General features: G+C 42.0%; 19 protein-coding genes. 13 read left to right on the top strand and 6 right to left on the bottom strand.

Translation table 11 applies throughout. The features are described 5' to 3' along the window. Nucleotides 1–117 precede the first annotated feature (117 nt). Nucleotides 118–3,450, top strand: a complete 3,333-nt coding sequence (locus QUB80_RS14750; RefSeq protein ID WP_289790284.1) for a GAF domain-containing sensor histidine kinase — start codon at nucleotides 118–120, stop codon at nucleotides 3,448–3,450. Here the strand turns inward: QUB80_RS14750 and dnaN are convergent. Together dnaN and dnaA are read right to left on the bottom strand one after the other, a co-directional pair. Then, complete coding sequence (gene dnaN / locus QUB80_RS14745) at nucleotides 3,440–4,609, bottom strand: DNA polymerase III subunit beta (RefSeq protein WP_289790245.1); 1,170 nt, start codon at nucleotides 4,607–4,609, stop codon at nucleotides 3,440–3,442. The genes QUB80_RS14750 and dnaN overlap by 11 nt on opposite strands. A gap of 467 nt (nucleotides 4,610–5,076) precedes the next feature. Next, nucleotides 5,077–6,456: a chromosomal replication initiator protein DnaA gene (dnaA, locus tag QUB80_RS14740; RefSeq protein ID WP_289790244.1), complete on the bottom strand. Its 1,380-nt coding sequence runs from the start codon at nucleotides 6,454–6,456 to the stop codon at nucleotides 5,077–5,079. A 164-nt stretch (nucleotides 6,457–6,620) separates the two neighbouring features. Between dnaA and QUB80_RS14735 the strand changes: the two genes are divergently transcribed. The 9 genes from QUB80_RS14735 to QUB80_RS14695 all read left to right on the top strand — a co-directional run bounded on the left by QUB80_RS14735 (nucleotide 6,621) and on the right by QUB80_RS14695 (nucleotide 16,497). After that, nucleotides 6,621–7,805 carry an HhoA/HhoB/HtrA family serine endopeptidase gene (locus QUB80_RS14735; protein WP_289790243.1) on the top strand — a complete coding sequence of 395 codons (1,185 nt, stop codon included), beginning with the start codon at nucleotides 6,621–6,623 and terminating at the stop codon, nucleotides 7,803–7,805. Between the two features lie 261 nt (nucleotides 7,806–8,066). Further along, entirely contained in the window at nucleotides 8,067–8,600 is a 534-nt protein-coding gene (gene def, locus QUB80_RS14730; protein ID WP_289790242.1) for a peptide deformylase, read from the top strand. A gap of 94 nt (nucleotides 8,601–8,694) precedes the next feature. Further along, complete coding sequence (locus QUB80_RS14725) at nucleotides 8,695–9,936, top strand: HMA2 domain-containing protein (protein ID WP_289790241.1); 1,242 nt, start codon at nucleotides 8,695–8,697, stop codon at nucleotides 9,934–9,936. 12 nt (nucleotides 9,937–9,948) lie between these two features. Further along, nucleotides 9,949–11,106, top strand: a complete 1,158-nt coding sequence (locus QUB80_RS14720) for an HMA2 domain-containing protein (RefSeq protein WP_289790240.1) — start codon at nucleotides 9,949–9,951, stop codon at nucleotides 11,104–11,106. A 167-nt stretch (nucleotides 11,107–11,273) separates the two neighbouring features. Next, entirely contained in the window at nucleotides 11,274–13,529 is a 2,256-nt protein-coding gene (locus QUB80_RS14715; RefSeq protein ID WP_289790239.1) for a heavy metal translocating P-type ATPase, read from the top strand. A 71-nt stretch (nucleotides 13,530–13,600) separates the two neighbouring features. Further along, on the top strand, nucleotides 13,601–13,897 hold the full coding sequence (locus QUB80_RS14710) for a DUF5132 domain-containing protein (protein ID WP_289790238.1): 297 nt from the start codon (nucleotides 13,601–13,603) through the stop codon (nucleotides 13,895–13,897). Nucleotides 13,898–14,166: 269 nt separating this feature from the next. Continuing rightward, nucleotides 14,167–14,763, top strand: coding sequence for an HMA2 domain-containing protein (locus QUB80_RS14705; RefSeq protein ID WP_289790237.1), 597 nt, complete (start codon nucleotides 14,167–14,169; stop codon nucleotides 14,761–14,763). 80 nt (nucleotides 14,764–14,843) lie between these two features. Continuing rightward, nucleotides 14,844–15,917, top strand: a complete 1,074-nt coding sequence (dhaK, locus tag QUB80_RS14700; protein ID WP_289790236.1) for a dihydroxyacetone kinase subunit DhaK — start codon at nucleotides 14,844–14,846, stop codon at nucleotides 15,915–15,917. A 4-nt stretch (nucleotides 15,918–15,921) separates the two neighbouring features. Next, entirely contained in the window at nucleotides 15,922–16,497 is a 576-nt protein-coding gene (locus QUB80_RS14695) for a 2'-5' RNA ligase family protein (protein WP_289790235.1), read from the top strand. On the opposite strand, the gene QUB80_RS14690 is transcribed toward QUB80_RS14695, so the two are convergent. The 3 genes from QUB80_RS14690 to QUB80_RS14680 form a co-directional block, all read right to left on the bottom strand. Then, a complete protein-coding gene (locus QUB80_RS14690; RefSeq protein WP_289790234.1) occupies nucleotides 16,494–17,468 on the bottom strand; it encodes an N-acetylglucosamine kinase in 975 nt (324 codons plus the stop codon). The two genes, QUB80_RS14695 and QUB80_RS14690, sit on opposite strands and share 4 nt — an antisense overlap. A gap of 1 nt (nucleotide 17,469) precedes the next feature. Next, complete coding sequence (locus QUB80_RS14685) at nucleotides 17,470–18,732, bottom strand: MFS transporter (protein ID WP_289790233.1); 1,263 nt, start codon at nucleotides 18,730–18,732, stop codon at nucleotides 17,470–17,472. 159 nt (nucleotides 18,733–18,891) lie between these two features. Continuing rightward, nucleotides 18,892–19,275, bottom strand: coding sequence for a GxxExxY protein (locus tag QUB80_RS14680; RefSeq protein WP_289790232.1), 384 nt, complete (start codon nucleotides 19,273–19,275; stop codon nucleotides 18,892–18,894). A gap of 131 nt (nucleotides 19,276–19,406) precedes the next feature. Between QUB80_RS14680 and QUB80_RS14675 the strand changes: the two genes are divergently transcribed. From QUB80_RS14675 to QUB80_RS14665, 3 genes are all read left to right on the top strand, one after another. After that, on the top strand, nucleotides 19,407–22,454 hold the full coding sequence (locus QUB80_RS14675) for a valine--tRNA ligase (RefSeq protein WP_289790231.1): 3,048 nt from the start codon (nucleotides 19,407–19,409) through the stop codon (nucleotides 22,452–22,454). Nucleotides 22,455–22,502: 48 nt separating this feature from the next. Next, complete coding sequence (locus tag QUB80_RS14670) at nucleotides 22,503–22,934, top strand: HmpF-related protein (protein ID WP_289790230.1); 432 nt, start codon at nucleotides 22,503–22,505, stop codon at nucleotides 22,932–22,934. Nucleotides 22,935–23,016: 82 nt separating this feature from the next. Continuing rightward, nucleotides 23,017–23,772: an intradiol ring-cleavage dioxygenase gene (locus tag QUB80_RS14665; RefSeq protein ID WP_289790229.1), complete on the top strand. Its 756-nt coding sequence runs from the start codon at nucleotides 23,017–23,019 to the stop codon at nucleotides 23,770–23,772. A gap of 15 nt (nucleotides 23,773–23,787) precedes the next feature. Here the strand turns inward: QUB80_RS14665 and QUB80_RS14660 are convergent, their stop codons facing one another. Then, complete coding sequence (locus tag QUB80_RS14660) at nucleotides 23,788–25,818, bottom strand: ABC1 kinase family protein (RefSeq protein WP_289790228.1); 2,031 nt, start codon at nucleotides 25,816–25,818, stop codon at nucleotides 23,788–23,790. Nucleotides 25,819–25,933: the final 115 nt, after the last annotated feature.

The raw sequence follows: 25,933 nt of genomic DNA, 5'->3' as shown, positions 1-25,933 counted from the left end.
AATAAATCATAAAGGTAGGTTTTGGTAATCTTACTGTAGACAAATATATTCAATGATTTGAACAATATTTTTAGTACTGCTAGTTATCTAGCTCATAAATTATTGATTTGGACAAAAATGGCTGTATCTCAAGAATTAAATTTACGGGTAAATATTGAACAAGAAAACTTGATACGTCGTATAATTAACCGTATTCGTCTGTCACTAGACTTACAAGAAATTCTGACAACAACAGTCGCAGAATTGCGTTTATTTCTCGGTACAGACCGAGTGATGATTTATAAGTTTCATAGTGATGATAGCGGTCAGGTTATCGCTGAGTCTATAAATGATAATCAATTGCCATCGCTGTTAGGATTAAATTTTCCTGCTGATGATATTCCACTTCATGCCCGTGAATTATTTGTAAAGTTACGGGTACGCTCGGTTGTTGATGTTAGCAATCAGCAAATCACCCAAAGTCCAGTACGTGACATGAAAACTGGAGAATTTGTCTCGGAGGATATTTGTTATCGTTCTGTAGACCCATGTCATGTAGAATATTTAACAGCAATGGGGGTAAAATCTTCTCTTGTCACACCAATACTACATCAAGAAAAGCTTTGGGGGTTGCTGGTATCTCATCATTCCCAACCACGCCAAGTTACAGAAGGTGAAATCGAAGTAGTACAGATGGTGGTTGATCAACTTTCAGTTGCGATCGCCCACAGTAGTCTGCTCTCTCAAGCCCGTGAAAAAGCCGAACGAGAAGCAATTGTTAACCGTGTAGCTTCCCTGCTGCATTCGCTACCAACAATTGCATTACAATCAGCTTTAGAAGCAACAGTTGCCGCCTTTGGTGGATCTGGTGGCAGGTTGTGCATGAAGTATGACACTTCTAATTTTCAGAATGCCACTACAAAAAGCTTCGTTGAGTGTTTAACACCAGGAAGTGATTGTCTCAGGCTTTATATTTGTGGACAGCAACCTGCAATTCCAGAACAAACTATATATCCGTTGATAGAGCAATATAACGTCTGGCAAGAACATTACAAGGGTAGTGAATACGACGTTCGGGCAATTTCAGATATTTATCAAATCTCCAGTTTGCGAAGTTTACAAGCCGCCTTTGGAGCAACTAAAATTCGCAGTATTTTGATCATTCCACTTCATTATCGTCAGCAATTAATAGGATATTTAAGTATTTTTAGAGACGAAATAGACACAGAAACCTTATGGGCTGGACATTTCGATCCTGATGAGAGGCAAAGTTTCCCCCGTAAATCATTTGCAGTTTGGCGCGAATCAAAACAAGCGCAAGCTCGGCAATGGGCAGTTGAAGAAATAGAACTGGCAAGAGAAATTGGTAAACAATTTGCGTCGGCAATTCAGCAGTACGAACTCTATCAACAGGTGCAAGCCTTAAATACCGATTTAGAAAAGCAAGTCAAACGACGGATGCAGCAACTACAGCAGGTAACTGAACAACAGGCGGCTGTATTTGGAGTAGTTGCCAATTTTCGTCAGTCTCTTGACGCCAATACCATTTTTCAAACAACCACTAAAGAAGTTTGTCACCTACTACGAACTGAACGTGTTTCTGTTTATCGTTTCAATTCTGATTGGGGTGGTGAATTTGTCGGTGATTTTGAAATTACTAGTCCTAATTGGTCGGGTATATCTAAACTAGGCGTAAATACAGTTTGGAATGATACCTATTTACAAGATACAGAAGGAGGACGCTACCGCCACAACGAAACATTCGCAGTTGATGACATTTACAAAATGGGTTTTGCTCAGTGTCATATCGACAATTTGGAGCAATATGAGATTCGAGCTTTTGTACTGGCTCCCATTTTTGTTGGAGAAAAACTCTGGGGTTTGTTGACAGTTTATCAACACTCCGGCCCCCGCGAATGGAAAGATAACGAAGTAAACTTCATTACTCAAATTGCAGCTCAACTAGGGGTAGCACTACAACAAGCTGAATTGCTTGCACAAACGCAACAGCAGACGATAAATTTGCGACAGGTGGCACAGCAACAGCAAATACTTTTTGAAGTAGTAGCTAAGATGAGGGGTTCTCTCGATCTAAATACAATGTTTGCAGCTACCGTTAGTGAAGTCCGTCGCTCACTCAATGCTGATCGAGTAGTAATTTATTGCTTTGATCCTGATTCCGAGTTTGATGAAGGTGAAATTGTTTCAGAAGATTTTCTACCAGAATTTACTTCTGCTTTAAGTTTAAAAATTCAAGATAACTGCTTTAAGAAAAAGTATGCTGCTTTATATCGGCAGGGAAGCGTTCATGCGATCACTGACATTCATAACGCCAATTTAAATCCTTGCTACGTGCAAATGCTGGATCAACTTCAGATCCAATCTAACCTAGTTGTGCCACTAGCTAAAGCTGATGAACTCTGGGGCTTATTGTGTATTCACCAGTGCGCCTATACCCGTCAATGGCAACTTTCAGAAATCCAATTTGTTACTCAAGTCGCGGCTCAACTGTCTGTTGCACTAGAGCAAGCTGACTTACTAAATCAAACTAGACAGCAGACAGAGCAACTTGCTCAAACATTGCAAAATATGAAACAAATGCAGACTCAGTTGATTCAAAGTGAGAAAATGTCTTCACTAGGTCAGCTGGTAGCAGGTGTTGCTCATGAAATCAACAATCCTGTTAATTTTATACATGGCAATATCAGTCATATCAAGGAATATACTGGAGATTTGCTGGAGATGCTGGCTCTCTATCAGCAGTGCTGCTCTAACCCTAGTCGTGATATTTTGGAGCGAGCAGAAGAGATAGACTTGGATTTTATTGTCGAAGATTTACCGAGAATTCTATCTTCGATGCAAATAGGAACCGAGCGCATCCGGCAGATTGTCCTATCTTTGAGGAATTTCTCCAGGCTAGATCAAGCCGAAATGAAGCCTGTTGACATTCATGAAGGAATTGACAGTACATTGCTGATTTTACAGCATCGTCTCAAAGCCAAGTCTGACTGTTCTGGCATTGACATCGTTAAAGAGTATGGTGATCTCCCCTTAGTTGAGTGCTATGCCGGACAAATTAATCAAGTTTTCATGAATGTTTTAAGCAATGCCCTTGATGCCTTAGAACAGCATAAGCAATCTGTATCAGAAAATTATTCCGCTCAAATTAAAATTAAAACAGCTGTTAGTCAAATTTTCTCCGACAGTATTCCTAACAGTATTCCTAGTGTAATAGTTCGCATTGCCGATAACGGCCCAGGAATACCAAAAGATTCCTTAGCACGTATCTTCGATCCATTTTTCACCACTAAGCCAGTAGGGCATGGTACTGGCTTAGGATTGTCAATTAGTTATCAAATCGTTGTCGATAAGCACGGTGGTATCTTTAAGTGTCACTCACAGCTAGGATTGGGTACAGAATTTTGGATCGAAATTCCCATGTCACAATCTGCAATTAAGTCTAATTCCTGAGTTGTACTGGCATTGCTAAATAAGTCATCTTCAACTCACCCAATGGTTGAAAAATGACTGGAGTCAGATTTGTATTCAACTGCATTTGAATTTCCGAAGATTGGATATTTTTTAAGCCATCCATCAAATACTTGATGTTAAAAGCAATGTCTAAATCTTCTCCGGAAACTTGCGCTGGCATTGACTCCATCGCACTACCTACATCTTGAGCTTCTACAGATAAGGTGATTTCTTGAGCTGCACTATCAATTGAAAGTTTAACTAAATTATTTTTCTGATCGGCTAAGACAGCAATTCGCTCTAAAGCGCTTAAAAATTGTCGCCGATCCAGAATTAATTCTCGCTGAAATTGCTTAGGAATGAGTAAATGGTAAGCGGGATATTGTCCTTCTAAAGTACGGCTAGTCAAGCGTTGATTTTGCCATTCAAACACAACTTGACCTTGATCGAAATATAAAGCTACCAGTTCTTCAGATACAGCACTATGAGCTAATAATCTTTCTAGTTCGCGCAAAGCTTTTGCTGGTACTGTTACCTCTAAGGTACCTTCATTGTTTGTTTCTGAACTATCGTTTGTAGTTTCTACAACTGCGAGGCGATGTCCATCAGTGGCGGCAAATTCGAGGATATCTTGTTTAACAGTTAAATGCACACCTGTGAGTACCTGTTTGGTTTCATCAGCACTGGTAGCAAACAGTGATCCTCGTAAACCCTCTATCAAAGCAGCGGCTCTAAACTGCGTAGCTTGAGCGTCTTCAATTACAGGTAGTTCCGGAAACTCTTCCGCTCCCATAGCTCTGATTTGATAGCGCCCGCTTTTGGGTGTGAGTGTGACAATTAAACCACTGTAACCTGTTAAATTATCGGAATCTGGTGATGATTGAGCATCCAGAGTAATTTCTCCTTCGCTCAGACGCGAAACTATATCATTAAGGAGTTTCGCAGGTAAAGCGATCGCTCCTCCTTCTAAAACCTCAGCACTAAAACTGGTGCGGATACCCAAGCTGAGATCAAACGCTGTTAGACTAACACAGTTAGTTTCAGCATCTGCTTGCAAGAGTACATTAGCAAGTACCGGATGAGTTGGACGTGTCGGTACAGCACGGCTAGTTAGTGAAAGATGAGTACTCAGATCGCTTTGGGTGCAAACTAATTTCATGGTCGGATTCAGCTTGTGTGTTGGCTATGGTAGCACCGTTGTGTCAGATCGTGTTTGCTCGTCTAGGCTGACGCAAACAGAGGGGAATGAGCATTTGAGAGTCAGAGGCTCTAGTTTTCACCTGCCAGGTTGAACCTGGTAACGAGGATTTGTGGGCTGCTGCCTGGTGACTGTTGGGAGTGGTGCAAGATTTGAACTGTGGAAATTGTGGAAAATATGATATGTGTTTATTTGATTGATTATTTTGTAAGCGTCTGCCTGTGGAAAACCTGTGGAAAAACCAGAGTATTTTTCCACAGCCGTAGTTATTATTAATTAATTAATTAAGTTTTCCACAGATTGTGTAGGAGTTTTCCACAAAAAATTATGATTTTTTCCACAAGGTAATGTTCTCTTAATATTTTTTTATACTTTACTTAAAAAATTGCAACTTTTGGTTGTGGAAAAATAATCAGAAGTTTCTCAATTTATGTTTTGTGAGAACGACTAGTTATATTAATGCGATCGCTCAATTTGCGGAGAGTTTGTGCCAAATCTTGATCTGTTTGTTTCAATTGAGCAATTTTTTCACAACTGTACATTACAGTTGTGTGATCTTTACCACCAAACTCTTCTCCGATTCTCGGCAAACTAAGTTCCGTATGTTGCCGCATTAAATACATTCCAATCTGACGCGCCCAGCTAATTTCCCTTCGTCGCGAGTTACCCTTTAAGTCTTCAATTGTCACATTCAACTCTTCGGCAACAATCGTCAAAATAGCTTCTGGAGTTGTGTTTACTTTTTCGGTAGGAGGCTCTAAAACTGGTGTAATATTTTCTACCGTCATAGACAAGCCCCAAATAGAAATATATGCCAGTGCTCGAATTAATGCACCTTCTAGTTCTCGAATATTAGAAGTGTAATGATAAGCAATATATTCAATTACATCCCTCGGCAAGCGGATATTTTCATACTCAGCCTTTTTTTGCAGGATTGCCATTCTAGTTTCTAAATCTGGCGGTTGAATATCAGCAATTAGTCCCATCGAAAACCGAGAACATAGACGTTCTTGCAGACTAGGTATTTGATTTGGCGGACGGTCAGAAGCTAGCACGACTTGCTTACCTGCTTCGTGTAGAGTGTTAAAAGTATGGAAAAATTCTTCTTGGGTGTATTCTTTACCTTCAATAAACTGAATGTCATCTACTAAAATTACATCAGCAGCACGGTAATGTTCGCGAAAACTTTGCATACTGTCTTTACGAATGGCAGTAATTAAATCGTTAGTAAACTGCTCGGTAGAGACATAAAATATTTTTGAATCAGGACAAATTTCTAGCCGATAGTGTCCGATCGCCTGCATCAAGTGAGTTTTTCCCAAACCCACACCACCACATAAAAATAAGGGATTGAATTCTCTGCCTGGAGATTCTGCAACTGCCAAAGATGCGGCATGAGCCATACGATTGTTAGCTCCTACCACGAATCGAGAAAATACATACTTGAGATTTAATTCTGTAGCCTTTGGTCTATTTTTAGCTGTGGTCTCAGCATTACTATTTTGAGTTGGTACTACCCAACTAGTTTCTCGTTCATTGAATTGAGAAACATCTTCACCTTGAGTAACAGTAATATAAATTCCTACAGGATGGCCAAGAATATCTTGAACCACATTGGCAATGGTTTTAATGTAGTACTTCTGTAACCAATTACGAGCAAAAGGATTAGGAGTACGAATTACCAAGCAATTATTTTCTAATCGCTCGGCACTAGCAGTTTTGATCCAAGTCTCAAAGGTAGGACGGGACAACTCTAGCTGCAATCGCTCCAGAACTTGACTCCACAGACTCTCTATGGGAATTGTCATGATCTACCACCTTTGCTGGTAACCGTCACAATAATATTAAGCAAGCACCAATTTAGCAAAATGTACTCTAGACCAGGGATGAGCTTTAGGTTGTTATCATTTTTGGACTTTCCTGGTAGGCAATATCCTACCACTCAAGGATTCACACGGAGAAGCGAATACCGATGAAGACAAATTTATTGTTAATGCTACTGAGTGGCGTAGCAGTATCTTTAGGTGGCTGTTCCATACCCACCAACACATTAGAGACTCAAAGCCCCAACCCTCAAGCTCAAAACCCAACTAATACGCCAATCGTCGCTGCTCCTGCCCCTCCCCCCATTTTCCAATCCTCAGGAGATCCTAACTTTGTAGTCAAAGTTGTGCAAAAGGTGGGGCCGGCTGTTGTGAGAATCGATGCTGCTAGGACGATAATTTCCCGCTCGCCAGATGAATTTAGCGATCCATTTTTCCGGCGTTTTTTTGGTGATTCACCATCTCGCTCTAGACCGAGAGTAGAAAGAGGTAGCGGCTCTGGATTTATGATCAGTGGTAATGGTCAAATTTTAACTAACTCCCACGTTGTTAATGGTGCTGATATTGTAACTGTTCGGCTTAAAGATGGCCGTACTTTTGACGGACGCGTACTGGGTGAAGACCCCATTACCGATGTAGCTGTGATTAAAATTGATGCAAATAACTTACCGACAATTGCTTTGGGTAATTCCGAGACTTTACAACCAGGAGAACCAGTAATTGCGATCGGCAATCCTTTAGGTTTAGATAATACTGTGACCTCTGGTATAATTAGTGCTACAGGTCGTTCTAGTAGTGCTATTGGTGCTAGCGATAAACGTGTTGATTATATTCAAACCGATGCTGCAATTAACCCCGGTAACTCTGGTGGCCCTTTACTAAATGCTCGTGGTGAAGTTATTGGCATGAATACTGCCATCCTTCAAGGTGCTCAAGGATTAGGATTTGCTATTCCCATCAACACAGCACAGCGAATAGGCAAGGAATTAATTGCTAACGGTAAGGTAGATCATCCTTATTTGGGTATTCAAATGGTGACGCTGACGCCGGAGGTAAAGGAAAGAATAGATAGATTGGGGCTGAATGTCACAACCGATCGCGGCGTTTTATTAATTGATGTTGTACCAAGTTCACCAGCAGCAGTGGCAGGGCTGCGAGAGGGTGATGTTATTCAAAGCATCAACAACCAATCTGTTGCCAGTATAGAAGAAGTACAGAAGCTAGTGGAAAACAGTAAAATAGGAATTCCCTTACAATTACAAGTACAACGTGATGGACAAACTGCCCAAGTAGCAGTTAAGCCAGCGCCTTTGCCAATTCAACGAGAAGGTTAGTGTAAAAGGCAGAGGGCAGTAGACGCGGAGCGGCTTCCGTAGGTAGGCAGAAGGCAGTCCCAATGAAACAAGTTTCATCGCCAGGCATGAAAAACCTCACCCCGTCCTGTCGGACACCCCTCTCCTTAGCAAGGAGAGGGGCAGGGGTGAGGTGACTTTCAAGGCAGAAGGCAAAGGGCATAGAAAAATCCAATTCCCAATCACCAATACCCAATCCCCAGTATCCAGTACCCAGTCCCTTTTACAGATAGATTTAATATTATGGCTGAACAACTTCCTGTAATTCAATTAGGTAATCCGAACCTGCGGCAAAAAGCAGCCGCGATAGAAAATATTCAAGACAAGGATATTCAAAAACTCATTGATGATTTAATTGCCACAGTTATCGAGGCGAATGGTGTTGGCATTGCTGCACCGCAAGTCGCCCAATCGTACCGCTTGATGATTGTAGCTTCCCGACCAAATCCCAGGTATCCTAACGCCCCACAGATGGAACCTACTGCCATGATTAATCCCAAAATCATTGCTCATTCCACTGAAGTTGTTAAAGGTTGGGAAGGTTGCTTAAGTATTCCGGGTATCAGAGGGTTAGTACCTAGATACCAAGCAATAGAAATAGAGTATACGGATAGAAATGGCAAGCTGCAAAAACAACAATTAACTGATTTTGTTGCTCGGATATTTCAACATGAATATGACCATTTTGAAGGATTAGTATTTTTAGATCGGCTGGAGAGCAGTCTAGATATTATTACTGAACAAGAGTATCAAAAAAGGATTGTTAAGAATATTTGACAATAAATATTTCTAAAGAACTATACAATATCCGGAAAAGTAAGTTACATTTTATCTATTGTTAACCTTTTGGCTTGAGGTCGTTATCGGGTAAATGACAAAGACCACTAGTAGTCGCGGGAGATTAAGTCATCCGCCACAAATCTTGTCTGACTTAATCTTGGCTCAACAGCACAGCGATGAAGCAAACAATGACACTGGCAAGGAATCTGTGCATTCACCAATACAATCAATGTTTGGTAGTTTGAGAGTTGTCCATGCAACTCCGGGTCGTGTGCGTATTCGCGCTACTGACGGTAGTCATAACTCGATACTACAAAGTATCTCTGAGCATTTACGACAGCAAAAGGGAGTTAAGGAAGTTACTACTAATCTGCAAACTAGCAGCTTAGTAGTTACATATGATGAAAATCAACTTTCCTTAGCTGAATTACTGGTATTACTTGAGAGATTTGGCGTCGGGCAGCAGAAATCATCTGACTCTATAAATAATACAGATCCCTTTGCAGCATGGAAATCTGTTGATTTTTGGACAGAACAAGGAATATCTTTTATTCCTTTATTTACAGGACTAGGAGTAACAGGTGCATTGGGAATCAGCGGATTGGTGTCAATTCCTGTATACATGATTACAGCAGATGCAACCCGTCGCGTGATTGACTATATACAGCCGCAACTATCGGCATTCAAAAATAACAAACAACTTCATAGTATTTCGACGAAAAATCGCCAGGTAACTTCTGAGGCTTCTTTAGAGAAAGTGGAGCAAACAACAGCTTTAAAACAAGAAATTTCTGCAACAGATACTGTAGGCAGGGCTAATAATTTAGCAGCACAATCTGCAAAGATTGCTTACAGTGTTGTTCATTCAGTTCCAGGACGCGTGCGCTTAAACGTACCTCGGTTAGGTTCTGATCGCGCCTATGCACGACGACTGGAACAGTTGCTCAAAAGCGATCCCCAAGTCACAAATGTGCGTGTAAATTGTGATGCGGTATCAGTAGCGATCGCCTATCAACCAAGTAACATTCCAGTATCCCACTGGGCTAGCTTAATAGATTTAGCTGACCAAACTGTTACGCAGGTAATTCCGATTAAGACAGCAGAGCATACACCAAAAGAAGAACTTCGGTATTATCAACCTCAAGAATTTGCAACAGCAACGCAAACTTCAACAGAGGAAGTTAGTCAACTGTCTCAATCTCAAGAACTAAAGACAGCAAGTGAAGATATTACTCCAGAAGCATCGACTTTATGGGGTAACTTCAAAACACCTGCTTTGTCTTATGCTCTAGCCTTTATGGCGAAATTCCCTTTAAATGCAGGCCCCGACTGAGGAGGGAAAGTAATGGTTGGATCGATTTCGCAATTGCAATTGGCAACTGCTAGAGAAAAAAAAACCCAGGCAGTTGTTATGTCCGATAAAAATTATATCGGGAAGCGGTCATCGAAGGAAGTTTATAGCATTACTTATGCGCTTCCAGGGCAAGTAGGATTTTGTGTACCTCGCATTGCTAAAGAACCAGAATACAATCAAAAACTGGTATTTTTGCTCCAAGCAGAGGATTTAGTCACAAGAGTACAAGTTAATAACACTGCTGGCTCAATCGTGATCGCCTATAAGCCTGGAACCATGTCAGATTTTGAGATGCGATCGCATTTCATCGATCTGATTCACGCCGCCAGCGATGCATTAATTGCAGATCAAAAAGCGCAGATACAACCAGCTTTTTCACATTCAGTTGCAAATCAAACCAAAATCAGGCAAGAGCAAAATCAAGTAGCTTATAGTATTGCTCATGCAATTCCAGGGCAAGTGGGACTTTGTGTACCTCGCATTAGCCAAGAACCAAAATACAGTCAAAGACTGCTAGCGTCGCTAAAGGCAGAGAGTTTAGTCACGAAAGTGGAAGTCAATAACACTGCTGGCTCGATAGTGGTAACGTATCAGTCTGGAACCATGTCAGATTTTGAAATGCGATCGCATTTAATCAATCTGGTTCAGTCTGAGGGCAATGCACTAATTGCACAACCAACTCCCAAACAAACTGCAAGTAAAACCAAAAGCAGACAAGAGCAAGATAAGGAAACAAGCACAAAAAAAACCAAGGAGAAAATCAAAACTCCTCCCGTTTCTTCTAGTGCCAACCATTCCGTGTCCTCGTCTCGCCCTCAATCTGCGACTCCTCCAGTAAAAACTAAAGAGCAAGCAAAGCAGCCAGCAAAATTAGCTTATAGCATTGCTCACTCAATTCTGGGACGAGTTAGATTTCACGTGCCTCGGATTGCCCAAGATCCGAAATACGTGCAACGTTTGGAAGCTTTGCTCAAAGCAGATCCAACGGTAATTGGCGAACGAGTAAATCGCCATTGTGCATCAATTGTGATCACTTACAAATCTGCGTTCAACCTCAATACTCAAAATCAGAAACGCAGTGTGATGGAAGCAGCAATATCGCATTTAGTGAGTCTGCTTCAAGATGCAAGAATCAGCGCGATCGCCTAACTGTCAAAACACATCTATAAGCCTTTCACAACTCACAAATCAAGACCTGAAGACATCTAGCCAGTCTAGCAGGATGGGGAAGCTTTTGCTCTTTTCACTATCCTTGTCGAACTGGATAGCCTTCTTGTCGCCTTAAGTTCAACAATCACCTGTATGAGAGAGAAGCAATGGTACAAGTTAAGGTGGGTTTACCATCCTCCGCAAGTCAATTGTCTCAAGTGACAGCGGCTCAAAAGAATGGGAAAGCTCATTTAGTCGAACTCAACACACACTCACGCACCCATCTTCCCAAAGTTCCTCACAGTGTTGTTCATGCCATTACAGGCAGAATCCGCTTGCAAGTGCCACGCTTATGCTACGATCCTGACTATGCACAGCGCCTCCAAATTCTGCTCGAAGCAGATGCACTAGTTACAAGTATCCGGCTCAAGCCTGCGGCAGCCTCGGTTGCTATTACTTACAATCCCAAGAAAGTTTCAGAATTCAAGTTACGCCACCATCTCAGCCATTTAATCCAAGCAGCTGGTGAACTTGTTGTTCTCAAATCTGCAACACTGCGAACAACGGAACAAACAGAGAAATTTTGGCCGGGAGTACAACTTTCTGGTGCTATTACCACCTTAGCTGTGTTGGGTGGGCCTTTGGGATTACCCATTCCATCAATGTTGATGGTAGGAACCATTACTCTTGCGACATTGCCAATTTTCCAACGCGCTTGGAAGGGAATTATCGTAGAACGAAAACTGAGTATAGACTTTTTGGATTTTATTGCGATCGCCATTACCACCTTCCAAGGTCAATTTATCACCCCAGCACTGATGCTGAGTTTAATTGAGATTGGCGAGAAGATACGCGATCGTACTGCTCGTTCTTCAGCCCAGCAAACCTTAGATCTATTGAGTTCTTTAGGGCAATTAGTTTGGGTAGAACGGGATGACGAGAAGCAACAAATTTCCATCCAAGAAGTACAGTGTGGAGATACAGTTATTGTCTATCCAGGAGAACAAGTACCCGTTGACGGTACAATCCTGCAAGGTAAAGCGCTGCTAGATGAGCAAAAACTAACTGGCGAATCCGTGCCAATTTTCAAAACCAAGGGACAACAAGTATTTGCTTCCACCTTGGTACGGGAAGGGCGAATTTATATCTTGGCAGAAGGAATCGGCAACGATACTAAGGCTGGGAAAAACTTGCAGTTAATGCAACAAGCCCCAGTTCACGATACCCGGATGGGGAACGATGCGGTGAAAATTGCTGAGAAAGCAGTATTGCCAACTTTGTTACTAGGAGGGGCAGTACTTGCCATAACCCGCAACCCGGCGCGTGCAGCTAGTATTCTCAGCCTTGATTTTGCAACTGGGATTCGAGTATCTGTGCCGACAGCAGTTTTGGCAGCACTTACCCATGCAGCCCAGCGCGGTGTTCTGATTCGCAGTGGCAGAGCCTTAGAGCTACTAGCACAGGTAGATACTGTCGTCTTTGATAAAACAGGCACGCTGACTCAAGGTGAAGCGGCTGTTGTCAGGGTTGAGAGTTTCAATCCAGCCATTTCAAGTATGCGGGTGTTGCAACTAGCAGCTACCGCCGAACAGCGTTTGACTCATCCAGTTGCAGAGGCAGTGATGCGTTATGCCGAAACCCACAACGTAGAAATTTTGCCGCGTAGCAAGTGGGATTATCAACTTGGCTTGGGCGTACAAGCAGAGATTGACGGAGAACTCGTTTTTGTAGGTAGCAAGCGTTTTATGCGCCACAAAAATGTAGATATGTCGGGATTAGAAGGAAAACAAAAACCCGCCTCTGCAATTTATGTTGCCACCAACGGCGAACTTCAAGGTATAATAGAGTATTGTGACTTGCTCCGTCCTGAAAGTCGGGAAGTCATTCATAGACTGTTAACGGTTGAGGGTGTAGAAGTCCACATGCTCACCGGAGACAACAAGCGCACTGCTAGCACTGTAGCCGCGCAACTTGGTATTACCCCAACTAATACCCACGCAGAAGCATTTCCCGAACAAAAAGCAACAGTTGTACGCGAATTGCACGAGCAAGGAAAGACCGTTGCATTTGTTGGCGATGGTATCAATGATTCGCCAGCTTTAGCCTACGCCGATGTTTCTGTATCTTTTGCCAACGGTTCCGATATTGCCCGTGAGACAGCTGACTTAGTGCTGATGAAGAATGACTTGCATGGTTTATTGGAAGCGATCGCCATCGCCCGCCAAACCAAGCAACTGATTCAGCAAAACACGGGTATTGTTGCCGTGCCTAACCTAGCTGCATTGGCGATCGCCGTCTTCTTCGGTTTAAATCCCTTAGCAGCAACGGTAGTCAACAATGGCTCTACAGTGGTTGCAGGAGTAAACGGTTTGCGTCCTGTTTTGAAAAGTCGCAAAACAAAAACTCTACCAGCAGTAAGATGAGATATCCATCTCTACTGAAATAAGATAGAGAGTTTTAGTGGAATTTACTGATTTACGTGAGGTAACAAATTATGGCACCCAAAATAACTGACTTTGTTGAAGAAGCTGGCGCACCTGGAATTATAGCCGGTATTGGTGCAGTTCTTCTAGCACCTGTGGTGATTCCAGTCGTAGCTGGAGTAGGTAAACCCATTGCCAAAACCCTAATCAAAGGCGGAATTAGCATTTACGAAAAGAGTAGAGGAGCCTTTGCAGAATTGGGTGAAACTTGGGAAGACATTGTCGCTGAAGCAAGAGCGGAACTTGCTGAATCAAAGCAACTACCAGCTGTTGAAGCTGGTGTTGATAATGGAGACAAGGTCGGCTAAACTTCAACAACCATAGTTGTGAAAGTTTATATCGTAGGGATGGGTAACTTAACCCATCCCCAAAATTATGATTCAGTTGATCAATTTTGGATTGGGATTTTTGAGAGAGCGTTCTGGCTCTAGTTCTTGTTACTAGGTTGAACCGGGTAACGAGAGTTGAAGAGTACAGAGGTAGTAGTCGGGGATTTACCACCTCGGATCTTTTTTCAGAATATCAAGCCTCATGGGTGCTTTTAATTAAATTTGTAATTGCTAAGGAGAGTGGTGACGTGCGGAAAAATGGTTATGGCAACCTTAGCTACATCCCAAAAAGTATGCAGGAAACAGCCTTAGAAAAACCATCCAAACCGATATTGACAAAAATTGTAAGTAATACTCCAGGGCGTTTGCGTTTGAGAGTTGCTCAACCCCAGCGTTGGGCTACAAAAATGCAACATATACTCAAAACTCTTAAAGCCCAGCCTAACATTAGTCAGGTACGGATGAATCTTCAGAACGGAAGTATTACTATCCAGCATGATGATAATGAAAATAGCCTGAAAAATGTTGTCACCACGTTACAGGATTTAGGCGTAATTTTCGCTGATATTACAGGTTTTGCTGAAACGACAGGAGGAAAATCTGAAGTAGCAGCAGGAGTATCCGATGTAGTTGTTGATTTGAATAGACGAGTCAAAGAAGCAACCGACGGTGTAGTCGATCTGCGCTTTCTTTTTCCTTTAGGGCTTGCTACCCTTTCAATCCGGCAGTTAATTGCGAGGGGACTGCAATTGGAAATGATTCCCTGGTATGTTTTGGCATGGTATGCCTTTGATAGTTTTATTAAATTGCACGGTACAAATCAATCCCAGTCTACAAATGAGTAAACTTGCATATTAAAAGCCTCCCAAATGCAGTAACTTGAGGGCAGGAAGGAAGTATAACCTTCAAAAGGGAGGGCGAGAGGATGAAAAAACTAATTAACAAGCCAGAAGACTTTGTGCGCGAAAGTTTAGAAGGCATGGTAGCGGCTCATCCAGATTTAATCCAGGTAAACTTTGATCCCAACTTTGTCTATCGTGCTGATGCACCCATCAAAGGTAAGGTGGCAATTATTTCTGGAGGTGGTAGCGGACATGAGCCGATGCACACTGGTTTTGTGGGGATGGGAATGCTCGATGCTGCCTGCCCAGGAGAAGTTTTCACTTCACCCACCCCCGATCAGATGCTAGCTGCGGCGAAAGCTGTGGATAGTGGATCTGGTATTCTATCCATCGTCAAAAATTATTCTGGTGATGTGATGAATTTTGAGATGGCAACCGAGTTAGCCCAAAGTGAGGGTATCCGGGTGCTGAATATTTTAATTGATGATGACGTAGCGGTAAAAGATAGTCTTTATACACAAGGGCGTCGGGGTGTCGGAACTACACTACTGGCAGAAAAAATTTGTGGAGCCGCAGCCGAGCAAGGATACGATTTGCAGCAGCTGGCAAATTTGTGTAGGCGAGTTAACCTAAACGGAAAGAGTATGGGAGTGGCATTAACTTCCTGCACCGTACCAGCCAAAGGTACACCAACATTTGAGCTTAGTCACCAAGAAATCGAAATGGGTATCGGCATTCACGGTGAACCCGGAAGAGAGCGCATGAGTTTAAAATCAGCAAATGAGATTGCTGAAATGTTAGCACTATCGATTATTGAAGATAAATCCTATAGCCGTACATTACGAGAGTGGGATGAAACTAAAGGCGAATGGGTGGATATAAAACTAATAGATCCAACATTTGCAAAAGGCGATCGCGTGCTAGCTTTTATGAATAGTATGGGTGGCACTCCTGTTTCCGAACTTTACATCATTTACCGCAAACTAGCAGAAATTTGTCAAAAGCATGGATTGCAAATAGTCCGAAACTTGATTGGTGCTTATATAACTTCCTTGGAAATGCAAGGTTGCTCGATTACCCTACTCAAGCTTGATGATGAAATGATTCGGCTATGGGATGCACCTGTCAAAACACCGAGTTGGCGATGGGGAATTTAGGGTTATGCAGAAAACACAACACCTCTTTTTCATTGCCCTGCTGCCACCACAGGAAATTCAAGACTACGCCAACCAAATTAAGCAGTACTTTGCAGATAAGTACGCTAGTCGGCACGCTCAAAAATCTCCACCTCATATTACCCTGCAACCACCTTTTGAATGGGCAGATGAAAACGTGCCAGTATTAGAAGAATGCTTGCAGGAATTTGCCAGTGAACACAAGACAATACCAGTTATCCTCAACGATTATGCCGCCTTTGTACCTCGTGTCATATATATTAATGTAGTTAGAAGTCCAGAACTGTTGGCTTTGCAAGCTAATTTAATGGCGCATTTAGAAAGCAAACTGGGCATTGTTGATCAAGCTTCTAAAACTCGCCCTTTCGCTCCCCACATGACAGTGGCATTTAAAGACTTAACAAAGCAGAACTTTAAAGCAGCTTGGCCAGAATTTGAAAAGCGGGAGCTTTATTTTGAGTTTACTGCAAACAGTTTAACGCTATTGTTTCATGACGGCAAGCGCTGGAATATTAAAAGCGAGTTTCCCTTTGCTCAGAACGAAAAGGCGATCGCCTCTTAAATTTCCTTTTCACCTACTAACTTCTTTAACGCCAATAAACAAGCCCCGTAAGCAGGTTCATGCCTTGGTAAAATAACCTTCACCGAGGGGAATCTCGTCTCAATAGATGCTACATATTTCTCACGCATATTGCATTTACTTTGCCATACACTTCCAGTTGTTACTACTTCAATAAATTCTCTTGGGCTAAAAATAGCATCCACAACTGTAGAAGTAGCTTTAACTAGTTCTTCTACAGCTTCATCAATAATTTTAATTGCTACTTCATCTCCTTGTGCGGCAGCAGCATCAATAATGGGAGCCAAAGCCGCTATCTCCTTAACACCCCATCCTCGCCGATAGATTACTTCTATTAAATCTTCGATACTTGCTAGACCAAGATGTTGCTGCAAATCTTCTATAATTCTCGTTAATATTTCCCGTCCATCATAAGCTTTGAGAGCAGCTTGCATACCAGCCACAGCAATTTTATAGGCGCTACCTTCATCTCCTAAAATATAACCCCAACCACCGACTCGCTTAGGTTTTCCCTGAGAATTTCGCCCAAAAATAATAGAACCTGTTCCCGCTGAAACTACAATTCCAATATTATTACCAATTCCACCTATTAAGGCAATCAGAGCATCATTACAAATCACGATATTAGATGGATGTATTGCCCAATCAATAGGTAAAAATTGACTACTTTTTAACTCTTCAAAAATATTTTTTACTACTTCAGTATCTTGAGAACGACCTACACCTGCTAAACCAAAGCAAATAGCTTCTATTTTAATATTATCTGTTAATTTTAATCCTTCAATTACAGCTGTATTAACTGCACATCTAATTGAGAGAAAAGCTGCTTCAATACCTATACTCTGATAATTAGATGCCCCAGCTTCACCTCGTCCTAAAACTTTTCTAGAGCCATCCATCAAGATACAGACTGTTTTACTTCCTCCACCATCTATTCCTAAAACATAACTCATATTACTTGTTGATTCCTTCCTTCAAAGGAATAAACAACATAGAAATCATCCCAGGAATTGTGAATAAACAAACTAAAATAAAAAATATACGATATCCGACTAATTGTTGAAGATAACCGCTAATTAAGCCTGGTAACATCATTCCTAAAGCCATGATGCCTGTCGAAATAGCAAAATGAGAGGTTTTATATTCATCTTGGGAAATATACATTAAATACACACTAAAGGCTGTAAATCCAAAACCATACCCAAATTGCTCTAAGGAAACCAACGGATATATTAGTGTTAATGAAGGTTGGGTATAAGCCATGTATACATAAAAAATATTAGGTAAGTTCATAGCTAGAGCCATAGGCCAAAGACATTTTTTTAATCCGTATTTGGAGATAATTATACCTCCTAAGACACCTCCTAAAATTAGAGAAATGACTCCAAAAGTACCATAAACTAAACCTAAATCTGATGTTGATAAACCTAGCCCTCCAGCTTCTAGTTTATCTAATAAAAATAAAGACGCCATTTTAACTAGCATTGCTTCACCAAATCTATAGAGTAAGATAAATGCTAAAATCTCTATAATTTTCTCTTTGGTAAAATATGAGGTAAATATCTGTGAAAATGGGATTTTTTCTCTTGCTGTTTGCTGATGTATAGTATCTTCATCAGGAAAGGGTAAAATTAGGCGATGGAAAATAAAAATTATGAATAAAACTAAAGCTGCTAGAGCAATAGTAAACGTCCAAGCTAAAGAGATATTTGTGAGATAAACTTCTAAATTACCAGCTAAAAATACTAAAATTCCAGAGCCAAAAATAACAGCTAGTCGATAAAAAAGCGAGCGTAATCCAACAAAAAAAGCTTGCTGTTCTGGCTTTAAGGCAAGCAAATAAAAACCATCTGTGGCAATATCATAAGTAGCAGAAATAAATGCCCCTAAGGTTAATACAGCTAAGGAGATAAAAAAGAAATTTGGCAATTGTAATGAAAATGCTACTAAAACTAAACACAAAAACATAGCAATTTGGCTGGTAATTATCCATGTTCTTTTGGTAGAGTAAATATCTACTACAGGCCCCCAAAACATTTTAATTACCCAGGGTAAATAAAGAAAACTTGTCCACAAGGCAATTTGAGCATTATCTACACCCATTCGTTTGTAAAATATTACAGAAACAGTGTTGATAATCACATAGGGTATACCAGAGGCAAAATATAAAGTCGGGATAAAAGTCCAAGGAGAAAGAAATATGCTTCTTTTAAGCATAAATTGGCAAAGAGGCAAAGTGTGCGAAGCAGTTCTTTTATACCTTAACAACTAATTGAACACCAAGATATTTATGAATTAATGAACCACAAAGTACACAAAGTACACAAAGAGAAAGACACTGACGTAGGCAGTGGATGTCCGTCACAAAGAAAGTATTTAAAGGATTATGCGTTTGATGCCGTCTTTGAGAAGAGTAACGTTAAAGTTGATGAGAAGGGCGAGAGGATATCCGGTAATTTTGAGATAAGAGAGGACTTGGGCTTCATGAATTGGGGTTAAGTTTTGGACAGCTTTCAATTCCACAATTAGAGACTTCCCAACCAAAAAATCTAATTTGCCTTCACCTACTGTACGACCCTTGTATGTGACTGCTACTGGATGCTCAAACCTATGAGGTATTCCTCGCAGCAAAAATTCTTCTTGTAGCGCCCTATGATAAACCTCCTCCAAATATCCAGAACCCAATACTCTGTGCACTTCAATAGCGGCACCAATTACAGCATAAGCTAATTGCTCAACCTCATCTGTTAACTGTCTCATCTCTACTAAATCCTTTTTTCTTCGCGTCCTTTGTGTCCTTTGTGGTTCGTTCCCATAAAATACTCACCAAACCCTGTGGCAAAATTTATAAAAGTCCTTCTTAGAAACCTTCCACACTTATTTTTCCCAGCATGACCGCAATTACTAACCTCCCCAGTCAATACGAACCCTTTACCACTGAAGCAAAGTGGCAAAAATTTTGGGAAGAAAACCACATTTACAAAGCAGATCCAAACAAAGGTGGTAAACCCTATTGCATCGTCATTCCACCGCCTAACGTCACTGGCAGTTTGCATATGGGACACGCCTTTGACAATAGCCTGATTGACGTTTTAGTGCGCTACCACCGGATGAAAGGGCGCAACGCTCTCTATCTGCCAGGAACCGATCATGCCAGCATCGCTGTACACACTGTTTTAGAAAAGCAACTCAAGGCAGAAGGCAAAACTCGCTACGAATTGGGGCGCGAGAAGTTCCTAGAACGTGCTTGGCAGTGGAAAGAAGAATCTAAGGGGACAATTGTCGGACAGTTGCGACGTTTAGGTGTTTCTGTAGACTGGACGCGGGAACGTTTTACTCTGGATGAGGGTTTATCCAAAGCTGTTTCGGAAGCTTTTAACCATCTCTACGAAGAGGAGTTAATTTATCGCGGAAAGTACTTAGTGAATTGGTGTCCAGAGTCACAATCTGCGGTTTCAGATTTAGAGGTGGAAGCAAAAGAAGTAAATGGTAATCTCTGGCACTTCTGCTATCCACTTACGGATGGTTCGGGTAATGTGGAAGTGACGACAACTCGTCCAGAAACAATGCTAGGCGATACAGCAGTGGCAGTTAATCCCAATGATGAACGCTACAAAAATCTGATTGGGAAAACAGTCACCCTGCCAATTATGAATCGGGAAATTCCCATTATTGGCGATGAGTTGGTCGATCCCACTTTTGGAACGGGTTGCGTGAAGGTGACGCCTGCCCACGATCCAAATGACTTTGAAATGGGTCAAAGGCACAATCTGCCGTTTATCAATATTATGAATAAGGACGGTACGTTGAATGAAAATGCCGGGGAATTTCAAGGACAAGACCGCTTTGTAGCTAGAAAGAATGTGGTTGCTCGCCTTGAAACTGATGGCTTTTTGGTGAAGGTAGAAGATTATAAGCACACAGTTCCCTATAGCGATCGCGGTAAAGTTCCCGTTGAACCTCTGCTGTCAACGCAGTGGTTTGTCAAAATTCGCCCGATGGCTGATCGATGCTTGGAATTTCTAGATCAGAAGAATTCTCCTCGGTTTGTGCCTCAACGCTGGACGAAGGTTTATCGTGATTGGTTGGTGAAACTGAAGGATTGGTGTATCTCTCGTCAACTTTGGTGGGGACATCAAATTCCTGCTTGGTACGCGGTAAACGAAACGGGTGGTGAAATTACTGATAATACGCCGTTTGTAGTGGCACGCAATCAAGCTGAGGCTGAGGAAAAGTTAAAGTCTCAATTTGGTGAAGGAGTCAAGATAGAACGAGATCCAGATGTTTTGGATACTTGGTTTTCTTCTGGATTGTGGCCTTTTTCGACTTTGGGCTGGCCTGAACAAACGCAAGATTTAGCTACATATTACCCTACCAGCACTTTGGTCACAGGTTTTGACATTATCTTTTTCTGGGTTGCCAGAATGACGATGATGGCGGGACATTTTACTGGACAAATGCCATTCGAGGATGTTTACATTCATGGCTTGGTGTTGGATGAGAATGGGAAGAAGATGTCTAAATCCGCTGGTAATGGCATCGATCCGTTATTATTGATGGATAAATATGGCACAGATGCTTTGCGGTATACCCTGATTAAAGAGGTAGCCGGCGCTGGGCAAGATATTCGCTTGGACTACAATCGCAAATCAGATGAATCGCCATCGGTAGAAGCGTCTCGTAACTTTGCGAACAAGCTTTGGAATGCGGCGCGGTTTGTGATGATGAATTTGGATGGATTGGGGACTGGTGACTCGGGAATGGGGACTGGGAAAGATTCTCCCCAATTCTCAATCCCTAATCCCCAATCCCTAGAATTGAGCGATCGCTGGATTCTCTCTCGTTACAACCAAGTTGTCCAACAAACTAATAATTACATGGGCAACTATGGTTTGGGGGAAGCAGCCAAGGGTTTGTATGATTTTATTTGGGGTGATTTTTGCGACTGGTATATTGAATTAGTTAAGTCTAGGCTGCAAAAGGACGCCGATCCGGCTTCTCGGCGCGTAGCTCAACAAACACTGGCATACGTTTTGGAAGGGATTTTAAAACTACTCAATCCCTTTATGCCTCACATCACCGAAGAAATTTGGCATACTCTTACTCAACAAGCCGCTGATTCTAAGCAAAGTTTGTCTGTACAACCCTATCCAGAGGCGAAAACAAATTTAATAGATCCGGCTTTGGAAGAACAGTTTGAACTGCTGATTAATACAATCCGTACAATTCGTAACTTGCGAGCTGAGGCGGATGTGAAGCCAGGTGTGAAAGTGACTGTGAATTTGCAAAGCGATAACGAACAAGAACGACAAATTCTCACTGCTGGGCAGTCTTATATTAAAGATTTGGCTAAGGTTGAGAACTTAACGATCGCGGCTGGCGAGCAACAGCAACAAACATTTACCACTCAAAAATCTCGAATTGGTTGGACAAAAATAGCAGCCATTATTGGAGCTATTTACTTGTTCAGAATTGGGTTAGCAGTCGCCGACACCATTGATGATATTCCCTTGATCGGAACTTTCTTTAAAATAGTCGGTCTTGGTTATACAATGTGGTTTGTTGCTCGCTATTTGCTGTTTAATCAAGCTAGACAAAGGTTCTTTGCCAAAGTTATCCAAACAACTGTTGACGATAGTCAGCCCCAGGTAGAATTACAACAACCACAAGAACCAGAAAAAGCTATTGCTGGAGTTGTGGGTACTATACAAGTTCTACTTCCCCTAGCTGGAGTGGTGGATATTGAGGCGCTACGTACTAAGCTAGAGAAAAGCCTTAATAAAGTAGAAGCAGAAGTCAATTCTCTTAGTGGTAGGTTAAGCAATTCTAGTTTCGTGGATAAAGCGCCAGTGCAAGTTGTACAAGGAGTGCGGGATGCTTTAGCAGAAGCCCAAAAGCAAGCGGAAATTCTGCGCGATCGCCTGCGTCAGCTAGCATAACTTTAAGTGTCTAATTCTTGTAGAGCCGCAACCAACAAAACAAAGGTCATGCTATATCTAGCCCAGGTGCATAAAAATGAATTTTTAGATCAACTTCAGTTGCGGTTGTTGGCACGGCAGGAAGCTGAAAATATGTGGACAATCATCCCAGAAGAAGCTTTTATTCTTCTGGGAAAAAGCAAAACTCTAACTGAGAAATTACTCGTTTTAGTTGAGCTTTCTCCTACGGGTGAGATTGAAAAATTAGAAGAAGCCACGAACTGGGTGCTAGAGGTAGTACAAACTTACCTTACTACTGGCATTACTCCTGAGTTTTTGCGTGAGGAAACAGAGCGAGCCGAACAGTGGCGACAAAACCTCACTTTGCAAACTCAAGATTTGGCACGTCGCAGTTTGGAATTAGAAGCGCGTCGAGAACAAATTCAAGCCTTAGAAGAAAGTCTCAAACGAGAGAAAAACGGCATCAAAGAGGAGAGTTAATTAGAAGAGGGGGCGCAAACACGGAGAATATTTTTGCTAGTTTCTCCCTGTCATTGTATCCTCACCACTTATCACTCGTACAATGGAAAAAAATAAATCTCACCAAAGCTGGCTTCTCAACCGAAGAGAAGCGCTAGCTTTATTTAGGGCTTTTGGAACTGCGATATTTGTAGTGGGATGCATACCTAGAAAACCCACCACTGCGCAAACATCATCTCAAGTAAATCCGGCAAAATTACCGAGGTGTGTAGTTATACCAGAGCAGACTGAAGGGCCATATTTTGTGGATGAGAAGTTGAAGCGCTCTGATATTCGCTCCGATCCCTCCGACGGTTCGGTGAAAGAGGGTGTGCCACTCCAACTGAGGCTTCGCGTTTCTACGATCGCCAATACTAGCTGCAATCCACTCGTCGGTGCGATCGTGGATATTTGGCATTGTGACGCGCTAGGTGTATATTCGGACGTAAACGACCCCAGTTTCAATACTGTCGGCAAAAAGTTTCTGCGGGGATATCAAGTAACGGATGCAAATGGAACTGTCCAGTTTACAACTATCTATCCCGGTTGGTATCAGGGTAGAACAGTCCATATCCACTTTAAGGTACGCACAGATGGCTCATCAAGGCAGGGTTATGAGTTTACCTCACAGCTGTACTTTGATGACTTGATCACGGATCGGGTGCATACACAAACACCATATGCCAGTAAGGGACAGCGCACGTTGAAGAATGCACAAGATGGAATATTCCAAGGCGATGGAGACAAATTGTTACTAGCACTGACTAAAACAAGCCAAGGTTACTCAGCAACATTTGATATTGGGCTTCAGACAGGTTGAGCAGTAACACAATTGTTATACTCTTGCTGGTAAAGAAACCTTTGTAGGTTGTTCTAAGTCAGTATTGTCACTTTTTACAACCTCCTCCGATGCCAACAATTCTCGAATCAACCTAGTAAGTGCTTTTTGTGCTAATTGGCTAGCAATTTGTTGTCCCAAACGTTGTACGCCTGGATTTACTAACATTTGGGCAAGTTGCGGAGCAAGCTGCACCGGATCGAAGCCACGAGTTTCACGGAGAATATTCAAAATTCTCTTAATATGCTCCAAGGTTTGCTGTTGCTCGGCTGTGGCGGCAGGAGTTTCATTGATTGCTGTGACGCCAACTCGTTCTCGCAGTAAATAGGTGAAGTTATGCAAAATATTTTTACCTAAAGCTTCCGCACTTTTGACAACTTCATCCAGCAGGCGATCGCGAATAAAAGCGCCACGTTCGGAAGAGAGAAAATCTACTGCTTGATTCAAGACTAAATTTAAGTCATAGTCCTGATTACTACGCGCATTCCGTAACAAATTTTCCAGACGATTCCAGCGGAAACTTCCTTCCTTAAAAAGTAAATCTCGCAGTGATGCTCTTAATTCAGGTGAAGGATCTGTTAACAACCTTTTAGCAACATAAGGATAAGCCTCACTCAAGACTTTAAAGTTGGGATCTATATAAATAGCAATACCTTCCAGCGTTACCAAAGAACGAATAATCAAAGCGTAATAGGGAGGTACGCGGAAAGGATACTCATACATCAAAGCCGATAGTTCATCAGTGATACTTTTAATGTTTAACTCGGCAACGCTAGCTCCTTGAGCATTGGCAAATACTTTCGCAAATGCTGGAATAATCGGTGTTAAATCTGTATCCGGTGATAAAAAATCTAATTTGACGTAGTCGTTTGCCAAACCTTCAAAGTCACGGTTAACGACGTGGACGATCGCTTCAATTAAACCATAGCGCTGTGGTGGTTTAATTTCACTCATCATGCCAAAGTCTAGATATGCCAATTTGCCATCGGTGGTAGCTAATAAATTACCGGGATGGGGATCGGCGTGGAAAAATCCATGTTCGAGTAACTGTCGCAACGAACACTGCACTCCCACCTCGATTAAATATCTAGCATCAATACCTTGAGCGCGAATTTCTTCTGGTTGAGTTAATTTCGTACCGTCAATCCACTCCATCGTCAAGACGCGACGATTAGTATATTCCCAGTATATTTTCGGTACGTAAACGTCTTTAATATGACCATATAGCTGATAAAAGCGCTCGGCGTTTTCTCCCTCGTGAATATAATCCATCTCTTCAAAGATGCGATCGCCTAATTCATCGAGGATACCAACCAAGTCACTGCGGATGCGTTTAAAGTTTCTCTGCGCCCATCCTGCTAATCGGCGGAGAATATACAAATCAATGGTGATGCGCTCTCGCAAGTCGGGGCGTTGAACTTTAACGGCGACTTCTTCACCAGTTTTGAGCTTTCCTTTATAAACTTGCCCTAAGGAAGCAGCAGCAATTGGTTCTGGCGACAACTCGGCATATACTTCCTGGGGAGGTGCGCCTAATTCTTCTTCTATAAACTGATAAGCTATTTCGTTGGCAAAGGGAGGCAACTTATCTTGCAGTTGAGTTAGCTCCTCCAGATAGACTGGTGGAACTAAATCCGGTCTGGTAGATAAAGCCTGACCGATTTTGATATAAGCTGGCCCTAGCCTAGTCAGTAATTCTCGCAGTTGAATTGCTCGACGGGAATCATTTTTAACGACTACTCCCCGTTTGCTATCCCACCATATACCTAAAGCAAAGCGAATAGTTGGCATCAAAACCGCGATAATGCGTTGCAAAACTTGCAGAGGACGGCTTTGATAATAAGACTTGATTGCCAGAGGATCGTAATACAGTGCCGCTTCAGGTTCGGTTTTGGCGATCGCTAGCGATTGATATGTTTCGGCTTCCTCCGGCGCTGATAAATTCACAACAGAAACTATTGCAGTATCTTCTGTTACTGCTTCAGGAGCTACTTGCAGGGAAGTAGGGGAAGATGTCTTTACATTCATGAACTTACCACCGCATCGGAGTCTAACTGTTAAGTATTGTAACAATATGTTGAGAACTTAGGTTCTCGAAAAAGGCATAAATCGAGTGAGAAGATGCAATTTTGATTTACATCTA

Source organism: Chlorogloeopsis sp. ULAP01, assembly GCF_030381805.1.
Classification (GTDB): Bacteria; Cyanobacteriota; Cyanobacteriia; order Cyanobacteriales; family Nostocaceae; genus Chlorogloeopsis.
This window is presented reverse-complemented; position numbering and strand designations above follow the sequence as displayed.

Excerpts from the sequence above, each read along its gene's own strand:
- QUB80_RS14750 (WP_289790284.1), top strand. The coding sequence starts at position 118 with ATGGCTGTATCTCAAGAATTAAATTTACGGGTAAATATTGAACAAGAA.
- dnaN (WP_289790245.1), bottom strand. The coding sequence starts at position 4,609 with ATGAAATTAGTTTGCACCCAAAGCGATCTGAGTACTCATCTTTCACTA.
- dnaA (WP_289790244.1), bottom strand. The coding sequence starts at position 6,456 with ATGACAATTCCCATAGAGAGTCTGTGGAGTCAAGTTCTGGAGCGATTG.
- QUB80_RS14735 (WP_289790243.1), top strand. The coding sequence starts at position 6,621 with ATGAAGACAAATTTATTGTTAATGCTACTGAGTGGCGTAGCAGTATCT.
- def (WP_289790242.1), top strand. The coding sequence starts at position 8,067 with ATGGCTGAACAACTTCCTGTAATTCAATTAGGTAATCCGAACCTGCGG.
- QUB80_RS14725 (WP_289790241.1), top strand. The coding sequence starts at position 8,695 with ATGACAAAGACCACTAGTAGTCGCGGGAGATTAAGTCATCCGCCACAA.
- QUB80_RS14720 (WP_289790240.1), top strand. The coding sequence starts at position 9,949 with ATGGTTGGATCGATTTCGCAATTGCAATTGGCAACTGCTAGAGAAAAA.
- QUB80_RS14715 (WP_289790239.1), top strand. The coding sequence starts at position 11,274 with ATGGTACAAGTTAAGGTGGGTTTACCATCCTCCGCAAGTCAATTGTCT.
- QUB80_RS14710 (WP_289790238.1), top strand. The coding sequence starts at position 13,601 with ATGGCACCCAAAATAACTGACTTTGTTGAAGAAGCTGGCGCACCTGGA.
- dhaK (WP_289790236.1), top strand. The coding sequence starts at position 14,844 with ATGAAAAAACTAATTAACAAGCCAGAAGACTTTGTGCGCGAAAGTTTA.
- QUB80_RS14695 (WP_289790235.1), top strand. The coding sequence starts at position 15,922 with ATGCAGAAAACACAACACCTCTTTTTCATTGCCCTGCTGCCACCACAG.
- QUB80_RS14690 (WP_289790234.1), bottom strand. The coding sequence starts at position 17,468 with ATGAGTTATGTTTTAGGAATAGATGGTGGAGGAAGTAAAACAGTCTGT.
- QUB80_RS14685 (WP_289790233.1), bottom strand. The coding sequence starts at position 18,732 with ATGCTTAAAAGAAGCATATTTCTTTCTCCTTGGACTTTTATCCCGACT.
- QUB80_RS14680 (WP_289790232.1), bottom strand. The coding sequence starts at position 19,275 with ATGAGACAGTTAACAGATGAGGTTGAGCAATTAGCTTATGCTGTAATT.
- QUB80_RS14675 (WP_289790231.1), top strand. The coding sequence starts at position 19,407 with ATGACCGCAATTACTAACCTCCCCAGTCAATACGAACCCTTTACCACT.
- QUB80_RS14670 (WP_289790230.1), top strand. The coding sequence starts at position 22,503 with ATGCTATATCTAGCCCAGGTGCATAAAAATGAATTTTTAGATCAACTT.
- QUB80_RS14665 (WP_289790229.1), top strand. The coding sequence starts at position 23,017 with ATGGAAAAAAATAAATCTCACCAAAGCTGGCTTCTCAACCGAAGAGAA.
- QUB80_RS14660 (WP_289790228.1), bottom strand. The coding sequence starts at position 25,818 with ATGAATGTAAAGACATCTTCCCCTACTTCCCTGCAAGTAGCTCCTGAA.